Raw genomic sequence first — 16,987 nt, forward strand, 5'->3', positions numbered from 1 at the left:
ACTGATATGAATAAGAACATTAAAAGTTGAGAGTTTCCCGTAAAAAATATAATTTAAAAACTGATTTCGGAAATTTTGTCTTAAAACACAGTTCTTTAATTGTAATATTCGGAAATTTTGTCTTTTATTTTTGGAAAATTAATAATAGAATGCTTTTTGTGATAATCGTTTCAGAATAAATGATTGATAAGCATTAAGAAGATGAAGATGACAACGTACAAACTGAGACTGAATTATTTTCTTAATGCTTTTTTTGAAACAAATATCATCTTTTAACAGTGAGAATTGAACAGAATTTGATGCATATTTTAAAATTATTTGTCATTAGTTAAACATCAATTATAAACAATATGAATTTAAATCAATATACCGTAAAATCACAGGAAGCCATCCAGGCTGCACAACAGGTAGCAATGGAATTTGGTAACCAACAGATTGAGCCTCAACATTTACTGGAAGGAATTTTTCAGGTAGATGAAAATATTTCGCCTTTTTTGTTGAAAAAATCCGAAGCAGATGCGGCTTTAGTTAGAGAACGCAACCGTGATAATTTAGAAAAACTTCCGAAAGTAATGGGAGGAAATATTTACATTTCACAATCAGCGAATAAAGTTTTGCTTGATGCACCCAATATCGCTAAAAAAATGGGCGATGAATATGTAACGATTGAGCATTTATGGCTTTCGTTGTTGGAAACAAATTCCGAAGTTTCGAAAATGCTGAAAGATATGGGCGTGACCAAAAGTCTTTTGGAAGGGGGAATTAAAGAATTAAGAAAAGGCTCGAAAGCAACTTCTGCAAGTTCGGAAGAAACCTATCAGTCCTTAAATAAATATGCAAAAAACTTCAACGAATTAGCAGCAGAAGGAAAATTGGATCCCGTAATTGGTCGTGATGAAGAAATCCGAAGAGTATTGCAGATTCTTTCGAGAAGAACCAAAAACAATCCGATTCTGATTGGTGAACCCGGTGTTGGTAAAACGGCGATTGCGGAAGGAATTGCCCACAGAATTATCAGCGGTGATGTTCCTGAAAACCTGGTGGATAAGACATTGTATTCATTGGATATGGGTGCTTTGATTGCCGGTGCAAAATACAAAGGTGAGTTTGAAGAGCGTCTGAAATCCGTGGTGAATGAAGTGATTAAATCTGACGGACAGATCATTCTTTTTATTGATGAAATCCATACTTTGGTCGGAGCCGGAGGCGGTGAAGGCGCAATGGACGCGGCAAATATTCTGAAACCAGCTTTAGCGAGAGGAGAATTGAGAGCGATCGGTGCAACCACTTTGAATGAATATCAGAAATATTTTGAAAAAGATAAAGCTTTAGAAAGACGTTTCCAGAAGGTAATGGTGGAAGAACCGGATACAGAATCGGCAATTTCTATTCTTCGTGGAATTAAAGATAAATATGAAGCGCACCACAAAGTAAGAATCAAAGATGAGGCGATTATTGCGGCGGTGGAAATGTCTCAACGATATATTTCAGACCGATTTTTACCGGATAAAGCGATTGATTTAATTGATGAAGCTTCAGCAAAATTGAGAATGGAAATCAATTCAAAACCTGAAGAACTGGACGTTTTAGACAGAAAATTAATGCAGATGGAAATTGAACTGGCTGCAATTTCAAGAGAAGGGAACCAGACAAAAATCGATCATTTAAAAGAAGATATTGCGAAAATTTCTGAACAGAGAAATGAAATCAACGCCAAATGGCTGAAAGAAAAGCAAAAATCTGAAGATTTAACGCAGATTAAAAAAGATATAGAATCTCTGAAACTGGAGGCAGAAAGAGCTTCAAGAGCAGGAGATTACGCCAAAGTAGCGGAAATACAATACGGAAAACTGCGTGAGAAAGAGGAAGAGTTGAAAAAGCTTGAAATCGAAATGCAAAACCATCAGAATGAATTGATTAAAGAAGAAGTAACTTCTGAAAATATCTCTGAAGTGATTGCTAAATGGACCGGAATTCCTGTAACGAAACTTCTTCAGTCTGAAAGAGAAAAGTTATTGAATCTGGAGACCGAACTTCATCACAGAGTAGTTGGACAGGACGAAGCAATTACAGCCGTTGCTGATGCGATCCGAAGAAACAGAGCGGGATTGAGTGATGATAAGAAACCAATCGGGTCATTCTTATTCTTAGGAACAACGGGAGTTGGAAAAACTGAGCTGGCAAAAGCTTTAGCGGAGTTTTTATTTGATGATGAAAATAATATGACGCGAATTGATATGAGCGAATATCAGGAGCGTCACAGTGTTTCGAGATTGGTAGGTGCGCCTCCGGGATACGTTGGTTATGATGAAGGCGGACAATTAACGGAAGCCGTGAGAAGACGACCGTATTCTGTGGTTCTTTTAGATGAAATTGAAAAAGCACATCCTGATGTTTTCAATACTTTGTTACAGGTTTTGGATGACGGAAGATTAACCGATAACAAAGGAAGAGTGGTGAATTTCAAAAATTCGATTATCATTATGACTTCGAATTTAGGTTCGCACCTTATTCAGGAACGCTTCGACTCCGCTCAGCGTGACAAAGATGATAATATCAGTCCTGAAACTTTAGATGAAGCAAAAGATGAAGTCTTTGATCTCTTGAAACAGACGCTCCGTCCGGAATTCTTAAACAGAATTGATGAGGTTGTACTGTTCCAGCCATTGAGAAAAAAGGAAATCGGAAAAATCGTTACCTATCAGCTGAGAGGATTTAATGATATGCTGTCGAAAAGAAATATCATTATGACGGCAACACAAGACGCAGTAGATTACCTGATGAATAAAGGATATGATCCTGCGTTCGGGGCAAGACCGTTGAAAAGAGTAATTCAGCAGGAAGTTTTAAACAAATTATCAAGAGAAATTCTAGCCGGAAAAGTGAACGATGGCGACAGAATCACTCTGGATTATTTTGATGAAACAGGTTTGGTTTTCAGACCGACAGATTTATAAGTAGTTTTTTTTCATATATATTATTTTTATGATAAGTGCTGTAGAGTAATCTGCGGCACTTATTTTTTTGTCGAAGTACGATAAAATCAGGGAATTTTAACCAGTTAAAAAGCAATATATCCTATTTTTTCATTAATTTGCGTTGACATTTTTAAAACAAAATAATATGGAAAACAACGCTGAAACAAAAGTAAAGAAAGGACTTGGAGAACCTAATGTTATCCCTACGGAAGTAATACAAAGCCAGGTAGATAATTACCGTAATAATCAGCTTATGGCGATTAATGAATGTATGGGAATGGAGGATGCTAATGCTATTTGGTTTGATATGGTAACATTAAAAAAGTTTATTGCAGATATTGAGAAAGAAGCTTATGAAGTAGATCCTGAAGTAAGAACAGAAGATTTGGGAATTCGTTTTTACTATGCAGCTTATCCTGAAGACCCGCAAGAGCCTATTCCTGCTGATTATGCAAAAAGGCATACCCTTATCATGGTTCCTACAAAAAAGAAGGATGATCTTAATTATGATTTTAATCCTTATGAAGACAGTTCTCATGCGTTGGCTGTAACTCTTGAAGTTTCAGGCAGAGCGGTTGCTCAGAATCACGGAGCGCTTATTCCGCCGGGAAATTCAATTGTAGAGTCGTATTAATGTCTGAGATACATTTGTTGCTGCAGAATGTGATGATTGTTTCAGAAGGTTTGGCAGCATTCATTGCTGTTGTCATGACTTTCATTAGAAAAAGTAAAAGTCTGTACAGCTATTTTGCGGGATATCTGGTGTTTATTTTTTGTTGTGAAGCCTTTGGGAAATATGGCGTAAAATACAGTCCGTTTCCTATGCATCTATTTTTCAACTATTTTGTAATACCATTAGAATTTATATTTTTCTTTTGGCTGTATGCTTATGTCTCTTTAAAGAAAAAAGTATTGTTCTGGATTTTTACAGCTGTTTTTTTATTAGCCTATATACCCAATGAGCTTTATTTTTTAAAAAACAAATATATTTTCTCTTTCAATTATACATTTGGAAGCGTTTTGTTGATGTTTTTGGTAGTCTTGGAATATTATAAACAAGTCAATTCGGATCGTATTCTGGAATTTGCTAAAAATCCTATGTTTTATACCAATCTCGGAGTAACTTTATTTTATATCGGGACACTGCCTTACTGGACGTTTTATCTTCAGATTCACGAGCACAAACAAATCTGGGGCATATATACTTTGTATTTTCAGGCTTCGGCGGTTATTATGTATCTTATGTTTGCAAGTTCTTTTATATGGGGGAAACAGAATTATTCTTAACGATTATTTTATTCAACATTTTCTTTGTATTTTTTATTGTCGCCGTAATGGTTTATATAAAAAAATACAAACAAAGAAAGGCAGAATATCTTACTGAAATTCAGATAAAAAATGAAATTCATCAAAGAGAGCTTCTTGCTACGCAGGTTGAAATACAAAAGGCAACCATGCAACAGATCGGGAGGGAGCTGCACGATAATATTGGTCAGAAGCTTGTTTTAGCAAGTCTTTATACGCAACAGCTTCTTTATGAAAACAGAGCGCCCGAAGAAAGCGAACGGATAGATCAGGTTTCACAGATCCTCAATCAGTCGCTTCAGGATTTAAGAAGTCTTTCTAAAACGCTTACAGATGATAATATTACAAAAAAAGACATTAAAACCTTAATTCAGGAAGAGGTAAGCAATGCCAACTCACTGCAGAAATGTACTATTCATTTTGAAAGTAATATTGATCTTTTAGATTTAGACTTTGTTCATAAAAATGTTTTGCTAAGAATTACTCAGGAATTTATACAAAACAGCATAAAACATGCTCAATGCAGCAATATTTTCATTAAATTAGAGACAACAGACGAAGAGGGATGGAAGCTGGCGATTCGGGATGATGGAGTAGGATTTGATACTCAGAACACACTTTCCAACGGAATTGGTCTTACCAATATGAGAAACCGGGCATCTATTATTGATGCAGAATTTACACTTCACAGTCGGGAAAATGAAGGAACTTTTGTTGAAATAAAACAGATAAAGCCATGAAGAAAACCATTATAATTGTTGATGACCATTTACTGATAGCCAAAGCTCTTGAAAGTATTATTAATAATTTTCCCGGTTTTACAGTGAAAGGCGTTGCAGAAAACGGAAAAGCACTTATCGAAAAACTTCAGGCTACTGAGGAAAAGCCGGATATTATACTCTTAGACATCAGTATGCCGATTATGGATGGATTTGAAACTGCTCAGTGGCTTCGCAAAAATCTTCCGGACATCAAGGTTATGGCTCTCAGTATGCAGGGCGATGACCAAAGTGTTATCAAGATGATTAAATACGGAGCAAAAGGCTATATGCTGAAAAACACGCATCCCAAAGATCTGGAACATGCATTATCAAAGCTTTCATCTGAAGGTACTTTTTATCCTGAATGGGCAGAGAAAATCATTTTTTCCACCCTTAATGGTAATAAAAATGATAAAGAACTGAAAATTTCCGACAGAGAAAAAGAGTTTCTTTCTTATACGGCAACCGAACTCAGTTATAAAGAGATTGCTGAAAAAATGTTCTGCAGTCCGCGAACTGTGGAAAGTTACCGCGATCAGCTTTGTGAAAAACTAGGGTTGAAAACAAGAGTCGGACTGGCAGTTTTTGCTTTAAAAAATGGCTTTGCTGAATCTTAATCAATCAACTTATTCTGTCACTAAGATTAGTATTTTTAATAAAAAAAGGAGTTTTTGTACTCCTTTTTTTTGTTTATTATTCTGAAAAATTTTTCAGCTTATTTTATATTGACCAATTCCACATCAAAGATGATGGTAGAACCTGCCGGAATTGCTGCTCCGGCTCCGTTGTCTCCGTAAGCTAAATCTGAAGGGATGTAAAATCTGTATTTAGATCCTTTACTCATGAGTTGGATACCTTCCGTCCATCCTTTTATGACTGCACCAAGGTTGATATCCATTGGGGCGCCACCATTTTTATCGGTAGAATCAAAAACAGTTCCATCAAGCAGTTTTCCGGTATATTTTACCTGTACAATATCTGATGCTTTAGGTTTGGTTGTACCATCTCCTTCCTGTAATATTTCGTATTGTAAACCGGATGCGGTAGTCTTTACTTTAGGATTGCTTTTATTTTTGGCAAGAAACTCCTGACCCTTTTTCTTGTTTTCCCCTGCCTGTGCTAATGCTTCAGAATGTTTCTTTTCACTTTGCTTCTGCATAAATTCCTGCATAAAGGTATTCATTTCTTCGGCAGGCATCAGTTTTTCTTTGCCTTCCATTTCTTCTTTGATAGCCTGTGCCAAAAGATCTGCATCTACTTTGAAGCCTTCCTGCTTCATATTTTGTGCAATATTAAGACCGATATAGTAAGAAGCTTTTTGGTCATCCGTATACTTGCTGTCTCCTTGTGTGCCATCTTTCTTATCACACGAAACACTTAATGCTGCTATGCAGAATAATGCAGTAATCTGTTTTTTCATTTAAATTTATTATTGATCAGTAAATTATTTTAATCGCTGCAAATCTATCATTAATTATAGAAATTTCTTATTGCAAAATAATTTTTTTACCACAATTTTCAATTGATCATCTGATAGTTGATTTGATTAATTTATGATTAAAACTGCAGATCAACCAAAACAGGAAAATGATCAGAAGGATACAGAAGATTTTCTCTTCGGTCATTAATGTGCCTGTGAGATTTTATTGTAAAGCCTTTTACAAAAATATAATCAATTCTGTTTTGGGGAATTTCATTGATATTAAATCCGGTAAAAGTTCCTACAGGACCATAATGTTTGGTTTCTGATTTATAAAAAGTATCGTCTAAATTTCTTGAAAGTATTTGTACAGGCTCAGTTTCTTCAGTTAAATTAAAATCCCCGCTCAGAATGACCGGGAGATTTTTAGGATTCATTTCTTTTGCTTTTTTCAGAATCAAATCTGCAGACTTCACTCTCGCCACATTTCCTACATGATCGAAATGAATATTCATTGCTAAAAATTCTTTTTTCGATTTTTTATCTTTAAAAAAAGCATAGGTACAAATTCTGTTATAAGCAGCATCCCATCCTTTAGACGGTTTCTCCGGCGTTTCAGAAAGCCAGAAAGTTCCGGATTTTACAACCTGAAGTTTCTCCTTATCATAAAACAAGGCAGAAAACTCACCTTTTTCTTTTCCGTCATCTCTTCCTACGCCTACATATTCGTAGTTTTGCATTCCGTTTTTAATGTCTTTCATTTGTTCCGGAAGGGCTTCCTGCACGCCAAAATAATCTGGCTGATAATAATTCAGCAGATCAATGGCATCTTGTTTTCTGTTAGTCCAGGAATTTTCTTTGTCAGAATCAAGATTCAGCCGGATATTAAATGACATGACTTTTAAGTTTTGCGAAAACATAAACGAAAAAAATAGCAGAAGTAGAGTAGTTAACCTGAAATTCATTTTTGGTGTTGTATTAAATTTAAACAAAAATAAAGTTTCTCAACGAAAGAGAAACTTTTTTGATGTAATTAAATGGTTAAATCATCCCGATCTTCTTCAATACTTATACAGAATTTTTTGAAATCTTTTGGATTTAGTTTTTTATCACTTTGTATTTTAAACACTCGCAGGGCTTTATAGTAATCAAGAATTTTTATTTTTTTAAGATTTAAAAATTCCCTGAATTCTTCGGAGTCAACATCGCTTTTCAAAACGGCGAGATAGGTTTTCATGCCTAGATGATTTGGATTAAACCACTTCCTATATCCCTATATTTCAATCCTTCAATAGGTTTTGCCTGAGTTTCAATCAGTTTCCATATCTCTTTCGCTGTTTTTTCCGGAAACTGTTCAATCAGTAGGGCTGCAAGACCTGAGACATGAGGTGTTGCCATACTGGTTCCGCTTAACGGTGCATAATAGTTTTTATTTTTAATATTTTTGGAGTAACTGCTGAAAATATCCACTCCTGGAGCGCAGACATCAATGTTTCCGCCTTCCAAAGGATTGATGCCTGCGTTGGAAAATCTTGCAATTTTCATTTGTCCGTCAATCGCTGCAACTGCCATAATAGAAGGCGAATTTGCCGGTGCAGAAACCGGTTTTGGAAGAGAAGGTCTGCTGCTGTCATTTCCCGCTGCCGCAATAATGAGACAGTTGTTTTCCAAAGCTCTGTTTCCTACTGTTTCAAAAAGTACGGACGGTTTTTCGTTGATTCCGACCGGAGCAGCAAGTGAAAGTGAAAGTATTCTGAATTTTTTTGTAATAGCCCAGTCGATGGCATCAATCACGCTGCTTGTTGTTCCTTTTCCCTGATTTGAAAGTACTTTGGCAACTTTCAGATTACAGTCTTTTGCGATCCCGTAGCGTTTTCCGGTATCAGATCGTAAATTTCCGGCAGCAATTCCTGCGCAGTGAGTTCCGTGACCATTCGGATCAGAATTCCAGTCTTCGCCTTCAATGAAAGATTTTCCTTCAACGGTTCTCGCTGAAAAGTCAGGATGGGTCATTTCCAGTCCGGTATCCAGAATGCAGATATCGATTCCTTTTCCGGTAAATGATGTTTTGTCAATGCCAATTGCTTTAAGTCCCCATTCCAGTTCAATTAAGCTTTTTGGAGGAATCGGTTTGTTGTTGATGAAATTTTCCAGTTCACTGATTTTATCGGAAAGCTCAGCCGTTTTTTTCTTGAGTTCGGCAATAATTTTCATTTCATCTGCCGGAAAAAAATCCCTTTCTTTCTCAAAATACATGATAGGATTAGATTCGTTTTTCACGGCTTTTTTCAGCTGGTCTTCATCCATGTTTTCTACTACCATTACTCCGAGATTTTTGTATAAAACTCCGTTGTCCTCATCAATCACTTCGTAAGAACGGTTGTCTTTCGACAGAAATTCTGATGAGGTAATGCTTACTTCCAGTTCTTTTTCCACTTTTTTGATGGAACTTTTCGCCTGATCCTTCAAAAGGACGATGTATCTTTCGTTTTCCATGGCTGATGTATGTTTATGTGATCTTGGTTAGTATTTTTTCAATAATGAGATAAATGTCTTCTGATAAAAGGCTCAGTCTCAGTTTTTTGTTGATTCCTGCAATAGATGTATTCTGTGAAAGCAGCTGTTCCCAAAACTGACCTATTTTTATAACAGAATTCAGCTCTTTAATTGTAGCATCATCCAGAATATTGTTTTGATAAAGCGAAATCATCAAGCCTGAAAGTAATTCTTCCGATTCATCAATTTTTTTCTGTTCTTTTGCGAGCAGCTCAGTAAGAAACCCGTGAATCATTTCAATTCCGTTAAAAGAAAAACCGTACAACAAATTTCGTTTTCCGGAGCTGATATTTTCAAGTTTCACTGGATTAAAGCCACGTTTTACTGTTTCAATCATGCTCATTATTTTCAGAACTTCAGATTCGCGAGTCGTATTTCCTTTGGCTTTAAAATAATCAAGCAATTGATGAAGAAAAGCATCAAACTGGCTGTCAAAATCAAAGGATTTCGCAAGATATACTTCCTGAACTTTATTAAGTTGATCCAGATGAAACTCCAAAGTCTGCGTCGTATGATGAATCAGTTCCTGCATTACTCAAATGTTATTTGTTCTACTTCTTTACCGTCTTTATCTTTGTAAGACACGATGCGGATTCCTTCCGCTTCCATCGAAACCTGAAGATTTATAAATAATTTGTCTTTATCTTCTGCGGATGTTGTGTTAGGATCAATATAGATATTATTCAGTTTGGAGTTCACAAGCTTATATTTATTCAGTAACACACTAGAGAAGATTTCCTTTAGCTCGTTGACTTCTGTATCTGAACTTCCGTCCTGTGGCCGGAAAATTCCAGTATTTAAAGTTTTTATCTGTGATTTTAAATCTAATTTCACCACCTCTGTTGTGGGAAGCTTTCCAAACTTCTGATCGGTAGACTCCAGTTTTTTAAATATTGATTTAAAGTCTTCAGTCTGAATCTGCTTTTTAGAAATTTCTGTGATATTAAGCCTTTTTTCTCTGTTGACGAGACGGATTCTTTCATTTACTTCACCAATCAGCTGATCTTCATTTATTTTAAAATTATACTTTTCATCTGCATCAATATCAGTAATTTTTAGAGGGATTTCCATTTTTACGCTGGGTAAAGCATATCTCGGAGCTGTAAAATATTTCAGATATTCATGTTTGGCGTATTCTTTTGCGATGGCAATAGCGTTTTCGTCTGCTCTTTTACGAGCCTGAATTATCTCATTGTTGAGATAATCCAGGTAATCTGATAATTTTATCATAGTCGTAAAATTTAAAATTTACTGAGCGAGCAAACCTAAAACTTTTTCCAGTCCTGCAGGCATTTCATCGTTGGTTGCCCGTACTTTTACTCCTAAAGAATATTCTTTTTCCACTTTAATTCCTGTGCTTGAAGAACGTTTGTAAGAAACATTTACACTGAATTTTACCGGACCCCATCCTCCCGAAGCACCTGCATCAATCCCAAAATTGCTGCTTACATCTTTGGTGTATGTAGAATTGAGCTTCACATTAAAATCTACTTCACAGGATTCTATTCTGAAGCACGGAACATTCAGTAACGCAATAAACGGAACCGAAAGTTCAACATCCTGCTGAATTGTTTTTGGATTAGAATTGCTTTCAGGTTTTGTGTCATCAAAATCAGGGTTAGGCACATTTTTTTTGTATTTAAAATCTGCCATTCTCAGTTTCTTAGGACTATTGGGATTGTTGGGATCAGTAGCTTCAAAACCAACCTCATTAATAAAACTTACTGTAGAAACTGAAGCATTGGATTGTGCTTTCACACAAGCATCAAGCGGACCTCCGATTACGGTAGCAAAGTCTATACTCCCCAGTTCGGCAGCAAAATCTGCATTGGAGGCATCAGAAGTTCTGAAAATTTCATCATCTGCAGCCATTCTCATAGAAATCATTTTTAAGACTTGTGATGATGCGCTGGCTAAAGATTTTTCCCATTTTTCGTCATAAGCAGATTTGAACTGATCAATGATCGAAAGAATTTCTTTTGTTGAAAGATCTTTCAGTTCAGAGATTTCCACTCCTGAAATTTTATCATACACATTCGGAGAAATTATTTGCTGTACTCCGGATAAAAGTTCAATTAATTCGTTTTTTGATTTTTTGGTGTGATTGGCTTCCAGCACCGATTTCAATGTTTCCATTTTGATTTTGTTTTGGTTAATACTAATTTGTAGTACAAATGTATCTCGCTAAAAAAGAAAACATTGCAGGTAAATCACCGAAATTGAAAGGGTGTTTTTCCCTAACGGAAAATGTATTGTTAAGTAAATGTTAGTGGTAACTAATAAAAAACTCTTTTAAAAATTTTTAAAAGAGTTTAATGGTATTAATAAAGTTAGAAATTATAGTTAATTCGATTTTTTTGCTTTAATCATTGCTTCCAGCGCATCCCACATTTCCTGCGGAATATCTTCCAGCATGTTAAATTCTCCTGCACCCTGAAGCCATTCTCCACCGTCGATGGTTACTACTTCGCCATTCATATAAGCAGAATAGTCAGAAACCAGATATGCTGCAAGGTTTGCCAGTTCCTGATGTTCACCGACTCTTCTCAGCGGCACTTTTTTTCTCATATCAAATTTCTCCTGCAAATCTCCCGGAAGCAGTCGGTCCCATGCTCCTTTTGTAGGAAAAGGACCGGGCGCAATCGCGTTGAAACGGATTCCGTATTTTGCCCATTCAACAGCTAAAGATCTTGTCATTGCCAAAACTCCTGCCTTTGCACAAGCAGACGGAACAACGTATGCTGAACCCGTCCAAGCGTAAGTTGTAACAATATTCAATACTGTTCCAGGAGTTTTAGAATCAATCCAATGTTTTCCTACAGAAAGCGTACAGTTTTTGGTTCCTTTCAATACAATATCCAAAATAGAATCAAAGGCAGAATGCGTTAATCTTTCTGTTGGTGAAATAAAATTTCCGGCAGCATTATTCAGAAGAATGTCAATTTTTCCGAATTCCTTTAAGGCAGCCTCTTTCATGGCTTCTACTTCATCCCAGTTTCGTACATCGCATGCTACGCAAAGTACTCTTCCTCCGGTTTGTTCTTCAAGCTCTTTGGCGGTAATTTGTAATTTTTCCAGATTTCTGGATGTGATAACTACTTTTGCGCCCAGTTCAAGAAAGTATTTGGTCATTGCTTTGCCAAGTCCGCTTCCGCCTCCTGTAACAATGGCAACTTTATCTTGTAATGCGCCTTCACGCAGCATAGGTTGTGTGTACAAATTCATATTTTGAATATTTTAACGATAATCAGATAATGTGTGTTTTGTAAATTTAGCATAAAAATTTCTTTTAGCGGTTCGGAAAAGCTATGCTCAAGATATTAACCCTAAAAAACATAAAAGCCTGATAAATAATTATCAGACTTTTTACAACTATAAAACTAAATTAATGTTATTTATCAGCAATTACAACTCCTTTGAATGCAAGTGTTTTAGGTGTTTTGCTGTCACTTGTAGTTACATTGACGGTTTTGGTAAAAGCTCCCGGATTTGCAGCATTATAACTTGCTTCTACAAAGCCTTTTTTGCCGGGTTTAATTTCTGTTTTGGTATAATCGGCAGTAGTGCAGCCGCAAGATGGCGCAACATTTTCTATCATAATTGGCTTTCCGGAAGTATTGGTAAATTCAAATCTGATCAGTTTTGGTTTTCCCTGCGGGATATTTCCCACATCAATAGTCTCTGCTTTCCATTTGATGGCATCAGCTATAACTTTAATAACAGAAGAGCTCTCAACAGGAAATACATTAGCATAAATAGGTGAAAATGCTAAAGCCGCCAAAAGCGCAGAAATGGTAAATTTTTTCATAGTATTTCGATTTTTAAATTAATAATTATTCTAAATATTTTATTTTGATATGACAAATATATATCTCATAAAGGATTAATTTTGTTAATTGCTCTCTAATGTTTGTTAATAAGTTGTTAATGATGTATTTCTCATTATTTTTTTAAATAATATTGTTTCATAATATGGAAATAAAAAAACTTAATATCATTATCAGTTTAGGTATTGTGGCGATTATCGGAATTTTGATTGCCCAGCTTTTGTGGACGAGACAAGCCTATCATCTGGAGGATAAAAAGTTTAATCAGAAAGTTAATATTGCATTGTTGGAAGTTGTAAAAAAACTCTACGGCTCCAAAGCGTCGTTTACGGAAAATCCGGTACAGAATATAGCAAATGACTATTATGTAGTAGATATTAACAACGAATTTGACCCTACAATTCTGGAGCATTATTTAAAAACGGAATTTACCAGATTTCAGATCAACACAGATTATGTTTATGCGGTTTACAACTGCCACAGTGATCGCATGGTGTACGGAAGATATATCTCAACTAAAGATCAGGAGCCGGAAAGAAAGATGATCAGCTTTCCGAAACATGAAAATCTGGTGTATTATTTTTCAATACGGTTTCCTGATAAAACAACTTATCTTGTAAGCTCACTGAAATTCTGGTATGTATTGACGATTGCTCTCATTGTGATACTTTTTGTTTATGTGTATTCTATTTACACCATTATTCAGCAGAAAAAATTCTCCGAACTTCAACGTGATTTTATCAACAATATGACTCATGAGTTCAAGACGCCATTGTCATCTATTCTTTTGGCAGCAGAAGCTTTGGGTAAGCAGGAAACAATTCAAAGCAGCCAAAAATTAAAGACTTATACAGCCATCATTGCCAATCAGGGAAATAAGCTGAATCATCATATCGAAAAAATTTTGAATATTGCTAAAAATGATGCTTCCGGACTAAAATTAAATCTTCAGGAAATAAATATTTCATCTTTTCTGAATGATATTAAACAACAGATCAGTCAAAAAAATGAAAACGTAAGGATTGATATAAAAATTGAAAATGAAACAACTATACTGGCAGACGAATTCCATTTCAGCAATGTGGTGCATAATATCATAGATAATTCAATAAAATACTGTGACAGAAAACCTCATATTGAAATTTCTGAAACCAAAGATTCAAAAGGATTTTATTTAAAATTCAAAGACAACGGAATAGGAATTCCGGATAAAAATATTTCATCTGTTTTTGATCAGTTTTACAGAATAAATACCAGAAAATCTGATGAAGTCAGTGGGTTTGGGCTTGGATTATTTTACGTGAAAAAAATTGTACAGCAGCACCGGTGGAAAATCTCGGTTGAGAATAATCCAGATCAGGGTATTACTATTATGATCTTTATTCCCTTTCAAAATTAACAGATATGGAGAAATCTAAAATTTTATATGCCGAAGATGATCAGACGATTGCATTTCTGATTCAGGACAGTCTGGAAAATCATTATGACATTCACTATTGTGCGGACGGAAAAACTGCATTGGAAGCCTTTCGCAATTACGATTTTGATATTTGTCTTCTGGATATCACGATGCCCGGAATGGACGGTTTTGAACTTGCAGAACACATCAGAAATGCAGATTCTGAAATTCCTATTATTTTTATTTCTGCCAAATCTTTAAAGGAAGACCGGATTAAAGGTCTAAGGCTTGGAGCCGATGATTATCTGGTAAAACCTTTCAGTATTGAAGAACTCATTCTCAAAATTGAAATTTTTCTGAAAAGATCAAAAAAGGCACAACCCGTCTCTCTAAATTACGGAGTAGGCAATTTTTCTTTCGATCCTCAAAACTATATATTAAAAGATCAATCAGGCAAAATGGTTTCTCTTACTCAGAGAGAATCAGAATTATTACTTTTTTTTATTAAAAATAAAAATAAGGTTCTGAAAAGACAGGAAATACTTAAAGCAATCTGGGGAGATGACGATTATTTCATGGGACGGAGTTTAGATGTTTTTATTTCCAGGCTGCGAAAGATTTTTTCTTTTGAAGAAAATATAAGAATAGAAAACATTCATGGAATCGGCTTCCGGTTTTCAGAGAAATAATCTTTTTCTGGCTTTATATGATTGTTTCTAATTGAAACTTAGGCTAAAACCAGAAATTTAAAAAAAATAATTCAACAATCTTTTAATATTTTCAGATTTCAAATTATTAGATTATTGGTTTTGGCTACAATAATCTTTGATTTGGTCACATTGTTCTGTTTATCAATCATCAACTTTGTACTGTAAATAATTAACCCCATTAAAAACAATCAAAATGAGTACAAAAAAAGTATGGTTTGTAACAGGCGCTTCAAAAGGTTTAGGACTAACATTAGTAAAAAAATTAATAGCTGAAGGTTATTTCGTTGCGGCAACTTCAAGAAATATTTCAGAATTACAGAAAGTCATCAGCGCAGAAAATTCTGAATTTCTTCCACTGGAAGTGGATCTGGTGAATGAAAATTCTGTTTCAGAAGCGATTTCTAAAACAGTTGAGAAATTCGGGAAGTTAGATGTAATTGTGAATAATGCCGGTTACGGACAATTGGGAACTTTGGAGGAGCTGACCGACAAAGAAAGCCGCCAGAATTTCGATACCAATGTCTTTGGTTCTCTTAATGTTATCAGAAAATCAATGCCATATCTTAGAGCACAGAAAAGCGGTCTTGTTATCAACATTGCATCCATTGGCGGATTGACCGGAGATTTTCCTGGTTGGGGAATCTATTGCGCAACCAAGTTTGCAGTCGTAGGCTTCACGGAAGGTTTGGCTGCTGAGGCGAAAGAATTTGGCGTGAATGCTACGGTGGTTTATCCCGGATATTTCAGAACTGAATTTCTTACCGGAGGTTCACTTCGCACTCCTGAAAATGAAATTGATGCGTATACGATGACAAGACAAATCCAAAAAGCACACGAGCAGGACATCAATGGCAATCAGCCCGGCGACCCGGAAAAAGCAGCGGTGGCGCTTGTAGAATTAGCAGCAATGGAAAATCCGCCGGTTCATTTAGTTTTAGGTTCCGATGCTTTTCAAATGGCAAACAATAAATTAAGCACACTTCAGAATGAAATTTCTGATTTCAAAACATTAAGTATTTCAACAGATTATTAATTTTGTAAGGCAGCAGTTGACGGACTGTTGCCTTTAATTCTTCAGGTTATGACTAACAGAAAATTATACACTATAGATACCGTTGCTGAATTTCACAGGATTTGCGGATTGTCTCAGCCTCAGCATCCGCTGGTTAGTCTGGTGGATTACAGCCAGGTAGAATATCAAATTGATGAGCCTGAAATCAGCTGGGTTCAGGAGTTGTATTTTATGGGATTCAAGCGGAATCTGCAAGGTAAGTTGCATTACGGACAGAGCCAGTATGATTTCGATGGCGGTCTAATGTGCTTCATTGCGCCCAGACAATTGGTTAGGATGATTATTGACAAGTACGACACAAAACCTTCGGGATTTCTTTTGGCTTTTCATCCAGATTTCATTTGGAATACCCCTTTGGCAAAGACCATTCACAATTATAAATTCTTCGGTTACGATGTGAATGAAGCTTTGTTTCTTTCCGAAAAAGAAGAGGAAACTTTAATCGGTCTTTTTAAAGGCATTGAAAGAGAATACCAATCTGGAATTGATGAATTCACTCAGAATATCATCATTTCCCAAATTGAAGTGATTTTGAATTACTGCGAACGGTTTTATCAAAGACAATTCATCACCAGAAAAAAGAGCAATCACCAGATTTTGGATAAATTGGAAAATATTCTGGAAGATTATTTCAATAATAAAGTCATCAAAAAAGGTTTGCCAACCGCCAATTATATTGCTGAATCACTAAATATTTCCACTAATTATTTAGGAAGTCTTTTGAAGTCTTTGACGGGGCAAACGACGCAGCAACACATTCACGAAAAACTGATTGAAAAAGCAAAAGTAAAGCTTTCCACGACTGAACTTTCAGTGAGCGAGATTGCTTATGAATTGGGATTTGAGCATTCGCAGTCTTTCAGCAAATTATTTAAAGCTAAAACAGATATTTCACCTTTGGAGTTTCGGAAGTCGTTTAACTGACATCAGTAATTCTCATACAACATTCGTCATTTTGC

Annotated in this window: 18 protein-coding genes; 9 read left to right on the forward strand and 9 right to left on the reverse strand. The window is 35.7% G+C overall.

Annotated elements, in window-relative coordinates:
* Nucleotides 1-350: 350 nt before the first annotated feature.
* The 5 genes from clpB (at nt 351) to AC0NBN_RS00265 (ending at nt 5,661) form a co-directional block, all read left to right on the forward strand.
* The gene (clpB, locus tag AC0NBN_RS00245) at nt 351-2,957 is read left to right on the forward strand and encodes an ATP-dependent chaperone ClpB (protein WP_160812477.1); all 2,607 of its coding nucleotides are present in this window, start codon (nt 351-353) and stop codon (nt 2,955-2,957) included.
* A gap of 166 nt (nt 2,958-3,123) precedes the next feature.
* Nucleotides 3,124-3,612, forward strand: coding sequence for a hypothetical protein (locus AC0NBN_RS00250; RefSeq protein WP_143884858.1), 489 nt, complete (start codon nt 3,124-3,126; stop codon nt 3,610-3,612).
* A complete protein-coding gene (locus AC0NBN_RS00255; RefSeq protein ID WP_143884857.1) occupies nt 3,612-4,265 on the forward strand; it encodes a hypothetical protein in 654 nt (217 codons plus the stop codon). The genes AC0NBN_RS00250 and AC0NBN_RS00255 overlap by 1 nt, the downstream gene beginning before the upstream one ends.
* The gene (locus AC0NBN_RS00260; protein WP_143884856.1) at nt 4,241-5,023 is read left to right on the forward strand and encodes a sensor histidine kinase; all 783 of its coding nucleotides are present in this window, start codon (nt 4,241-4,243) and stop codon (nt 5,021-5,023) included. The genes AC0NBN_RS00255 and AC0NBN_RS00260 overlap by 25 nt, the downstream gene beginning before the upstream one ends.
* Nucleotides 5,020-5,661, forward strand: a complete 642-nt coding sequence (locus tag AC0NBN_RS00265; protein ID WP_143884855.1) for a response regulator transcription factor — start codon at nt 5,020-5,022, stop codon at nt 5,659-5,661. Before AC0NBN_RS00260 ends, AC0NBN_RS00265 begins: the two co-directional genes overlap by 4 nt.
* 98 nt (nt 5,662-5,759) lie before the next feature.
* On the opposite strand, the gene AC0NBN_RS00270 is transcribed toward AC0NBN_RS00265, so the two are convergent.
* The 9 genes from AC0NBN_RS00270 to AC0NBN_RS00310 all read right to left on the reverse strand — a co-directional run bounded on the left by AC0NBN_RS00270 (nt 5,760) and on the right by AC0NBN_RS00310 (nt 12,828).
* The gene (locus tag AC0NBN_RS00270) at nt 5,760-6,464 is read right to left on the reverse strand and encodes an FKBP-type peptidyl-prolyl cis-trans isomerase (protein ID WP_143884854.1); all 705 of its coding nucleotides are present in this window, start codon (nt 6,462-6,464) and stop codon (nt 5,760-5,762) included.
* Nucleotides 6,465-6,601: 137 nt separating this feature from the next.
* Nucleotides 6,602-7,429 (reverse strand): endonuclease/exonuclease/phosphatase family protein, encoded by an 828-nt coding sequence (locus AC0NBN_RS00275; protein ID WP_160812476.1) that lies wholly within the window; start codon nt 7,427-7,429, stop codon nt 6,602-6,604.
* A 68-nt stretch (nt 7,430-7,497) separates the two neighbouring features.
* Entirely contained in the window at nt 7,498-7,701 is a 204-nt protein-coding gene (locus AC0NBN_RS00280; protein ID WP_160812475.1) for a hypothetical protein, read from the reverse strand.
* Between the two features lie 2 nt (nt 7,702-7,703).
* A complete protein-coding gene (locus AC0NBN_RS00285; RefSeq protein WP_160812474.1) occupies nt 7,704-8,960 on the reverse strand; it encodes a S8 family serine peptidase in 1,257 nt (418 codons plus the stop codon).
* A 13-nt stretch (nt 8,961-8,973) separates the two neighbouring features.
* A complete protein-coding gene (locus AC0NBN_RS00290; protein WP_160812473.1) occupies nt 8,974-9,552 on the reverse strand; it encodes a hypothetical protein in 579 nt (192 codons plus the stop codon).
* On the reverse strand, nt 9,552-10,250 hold the full coding sequence (locus AC0NBN_RS00295) for a hypothetical protein (protein WP_143884849.1): 699 nt from the start codon (nt 10,248-10,250) through the stop codon (nt 9,552-9,554). The genes AC0NBN_RS00290 and AC0NBN_RS00295 overlap by 1 nt, the downstream gene beginning before the upstream one ends.
* A gap of 18 nt (nt 10,251-10,268) precedes the next feature.
* Nucleotides 10,269-11,156 carry a DUF2589 domain-containing protein gene (locus tag AC0NBN_RS00300; protein ID WP_143884848.1) on the reverse strand — a complete coding sequence of 296 codons (888 nt, stop codon included), beginning with the start codon at nt 11,154-11,156 and terminating at the stop codon, nt 10,269-10,271.
* A gap of 207 nt (nt 11,157-11,363) precedes the next feature.
* Nucleotides 11,364-12,245, reverse strand: a complete 882-nt coding sequence (locus tag AC0NBN_RS00305; protein WP_160812472.1) for an SDR family oxidoreductase — start codon at nt 12,243-12,245, stop codon at nt 11,364-11,366.
* 166 nt (nt 12,246-12,411) lie between these two features.
* Nucleotides 12,412-12,828, reverse strand: coding sequence for a DUF1573 domain-containing protein (locus AC0NBN_RS00310; protein WP_160812471.1), 417 nt, complete (start codon nt 12,826-12,828; stop codon nt 12,412-12,414).
* Nucleotides 12,829-12,992: 164 nt separating this feature from the next.
* Between AC0NBN_RS00310 and AC0NBN_RS00315 the strand changes: the two genes are divergently transcribed.
* The 4 genes from AC0NBN_RS00315 to AC0NBN_RS00330 all read left to right on the forward strand — a co-directional run bounded on the left by AC0NBN_RS00315 (nt 12,993) and on the right by AC0NBN_RS00330 (nt 16,952).
* Complete coding sequence (locus AC0NBN_RS00315; protein ID WP_160812470.1) at nt 12,993-14,246, forward strand: sensor histidine kinase; 1,254 nt, start codon at nt 12,993-12,995, stop codon at nt 14,244-14,246.
* A gap of 5 nt (nt 14,247-14,251) precedes the next feature.
* The gene (locus tag AC0NBN_RS00320; protein WP_160812469.1) at nt 14,252-14,935 is read left to right on the forward strand and encodes a response regulator transcription factor; all 684 of its coding nucleotides are present in this window, start codon (nt 14,252-14,254) and stop codon (nt 14,933-14,935) included.
* A 214-nt stretch (nt 14,936-15,149) separates the two neighbouring features.
* Entirely contained in the window at nt 15,150-15,989 is an 840-nt protein-coding gene (locus AC0NBN_RS00325) for an SDR family oxidoreductase (protein WP_143884843.1), read from the forward strand.
* Between the two features lie 48 nt (nt 15,990-16,037).
* Nucleotides 16,038-16,952: a response regulator transcription factor gene (locus AC0NBN_RS00330; protein ID WP_160812468.1), complete on the forward strand. Its 915-nt coding sequence runs from the start codon at nt 16,038-16,040 to the stop codon at nt 16,950-16,952.
* The last annotated feature ends 35 nt before the right edge of the window (nt 16,953-16,987 follow it).

Source organism: Chryseobacterium sp. L12, assembly GCF_056133985.1.

Coding starts and splice junctions, on each gene's coding strand:
- AC0NBN_RS00250 (WP_143884858.1), top strand. CDS start 3,124: ATGGAAAACAACGCTGAAACAAAAGTAAAGAAAGGACTTGGAGAACCT.
- AC0NBN_RS00275 (WP_160812476.1), bottom strand. CDS start 7,429: ATGAATTTCAGGTTAACTACTCTACTTCTGCTATTTTTTTCGTTTATG.
- AC0NBN_RS00270 (WP_143884854.1), bottom strand. CDS start 6,464: ATGAAAAAACAGATTACTGCATTATTCTGCATAGCAGCATTAAGTGTT.
- AC0NBN_RS00280 (WP_160812475.1), bottom strand. CDS start 7,701: ATGAAAACCTATCTCGCCGTTTTGAAAAGCGATGTTGACTCCGAAGAA.
- AC0NBN_RS00310 (WP_160812471.1), bottom strand. CDS start 12,828: ATGAAAAAATTTACCATTTCTGCGCTTTTGGCGGCTTTAGCATTTTCA.
- AC0NBN_RS00295 (WP_143884849.1), bottom strand. CDS start 10,250: ATGATAAAATTATCAGATTACCTGGATTATCTCAACAATGAGATAATT.
- AC0NBN_RS00260 (WP_143884856.1), top strand. CDS start 4,241: ATGGGGGAAACAGAATTATTCTTAACGATTATTTTATTCAACATTTTC.
- AC0NBN_RS00320 (WP_160812469.1), top strand. CDS start 14,252: ATGGAGAAATCTAAAATTTTATATGCCGAAGATGATCAGACGATTGCA.
- clpB (WP_160812477.1), top strand. CDS start 351: ATGAATTTAAATCAATATACCGTAAAATCACAGGAAGCCATCCAGGCT.
- AC0NBN_RS00315 (WP_160812470.1), top strand. CDS start 12,993: ATGGAAATAAAAAAACTTAATATCATTATCAGTTTAGGTATTGTGGCG.
- AC0NBN_RS00255 (WP_143884857.1), top strand. CDS start 3,612: ATGTCTGAGATACATTTGTTGCTGCAGAATGTGATGATTGTTTCAGAA.
- AC0NBN_RS00305 (WP_160812472.1), bottom strand. CDS start 12,245: ATGAATTTGTACACACAACCTATGCTGCGTGAAGGCGCATTACAAGAT.
- AC0NBN_RS00325 (WP_143884843.1), top strand. CDS start 15,150: ATGAGTACAAAAAAAGTATGGTTTGTAACAGGCGCTTCAAAAGGTTTA.
- AC0NBN_RS00300 (WP_143884848.1), bottom strand. CDS start 11,156: ATGGAAACATTGAAATCGGTGCTGGAAGCCAATCACACCAAAAAATCA.
- AC0NBN_RS00265 (WP_143884855.1), top strand. CDS start 5,020: ATGAAGAAAACCATTATAATTGTTGATGACCATTTACTGATAGCCAAA.
- AC0NBN_RS00330 (WP_160812468.1), top strand. CDS start 16,038: ATGACTAACAGAAAATTATACACTATAGATACCGTTGCTGAATTTCAC.
- AC0NBN_RS00290 (WP_160812473.1), bottom strand. CDS start 9,552: ATGCAGGAACTGATTCATCATACGACGCAGACTTTGGAGTTTCATCTG.
- AC0NBN_RS00285 (WP_160812474.1), bottom strand. CDS start 8,960: ATGGAAAACGAAAGATACATCGTCCTTTTGAAGGATCAGGCGAAAAGT.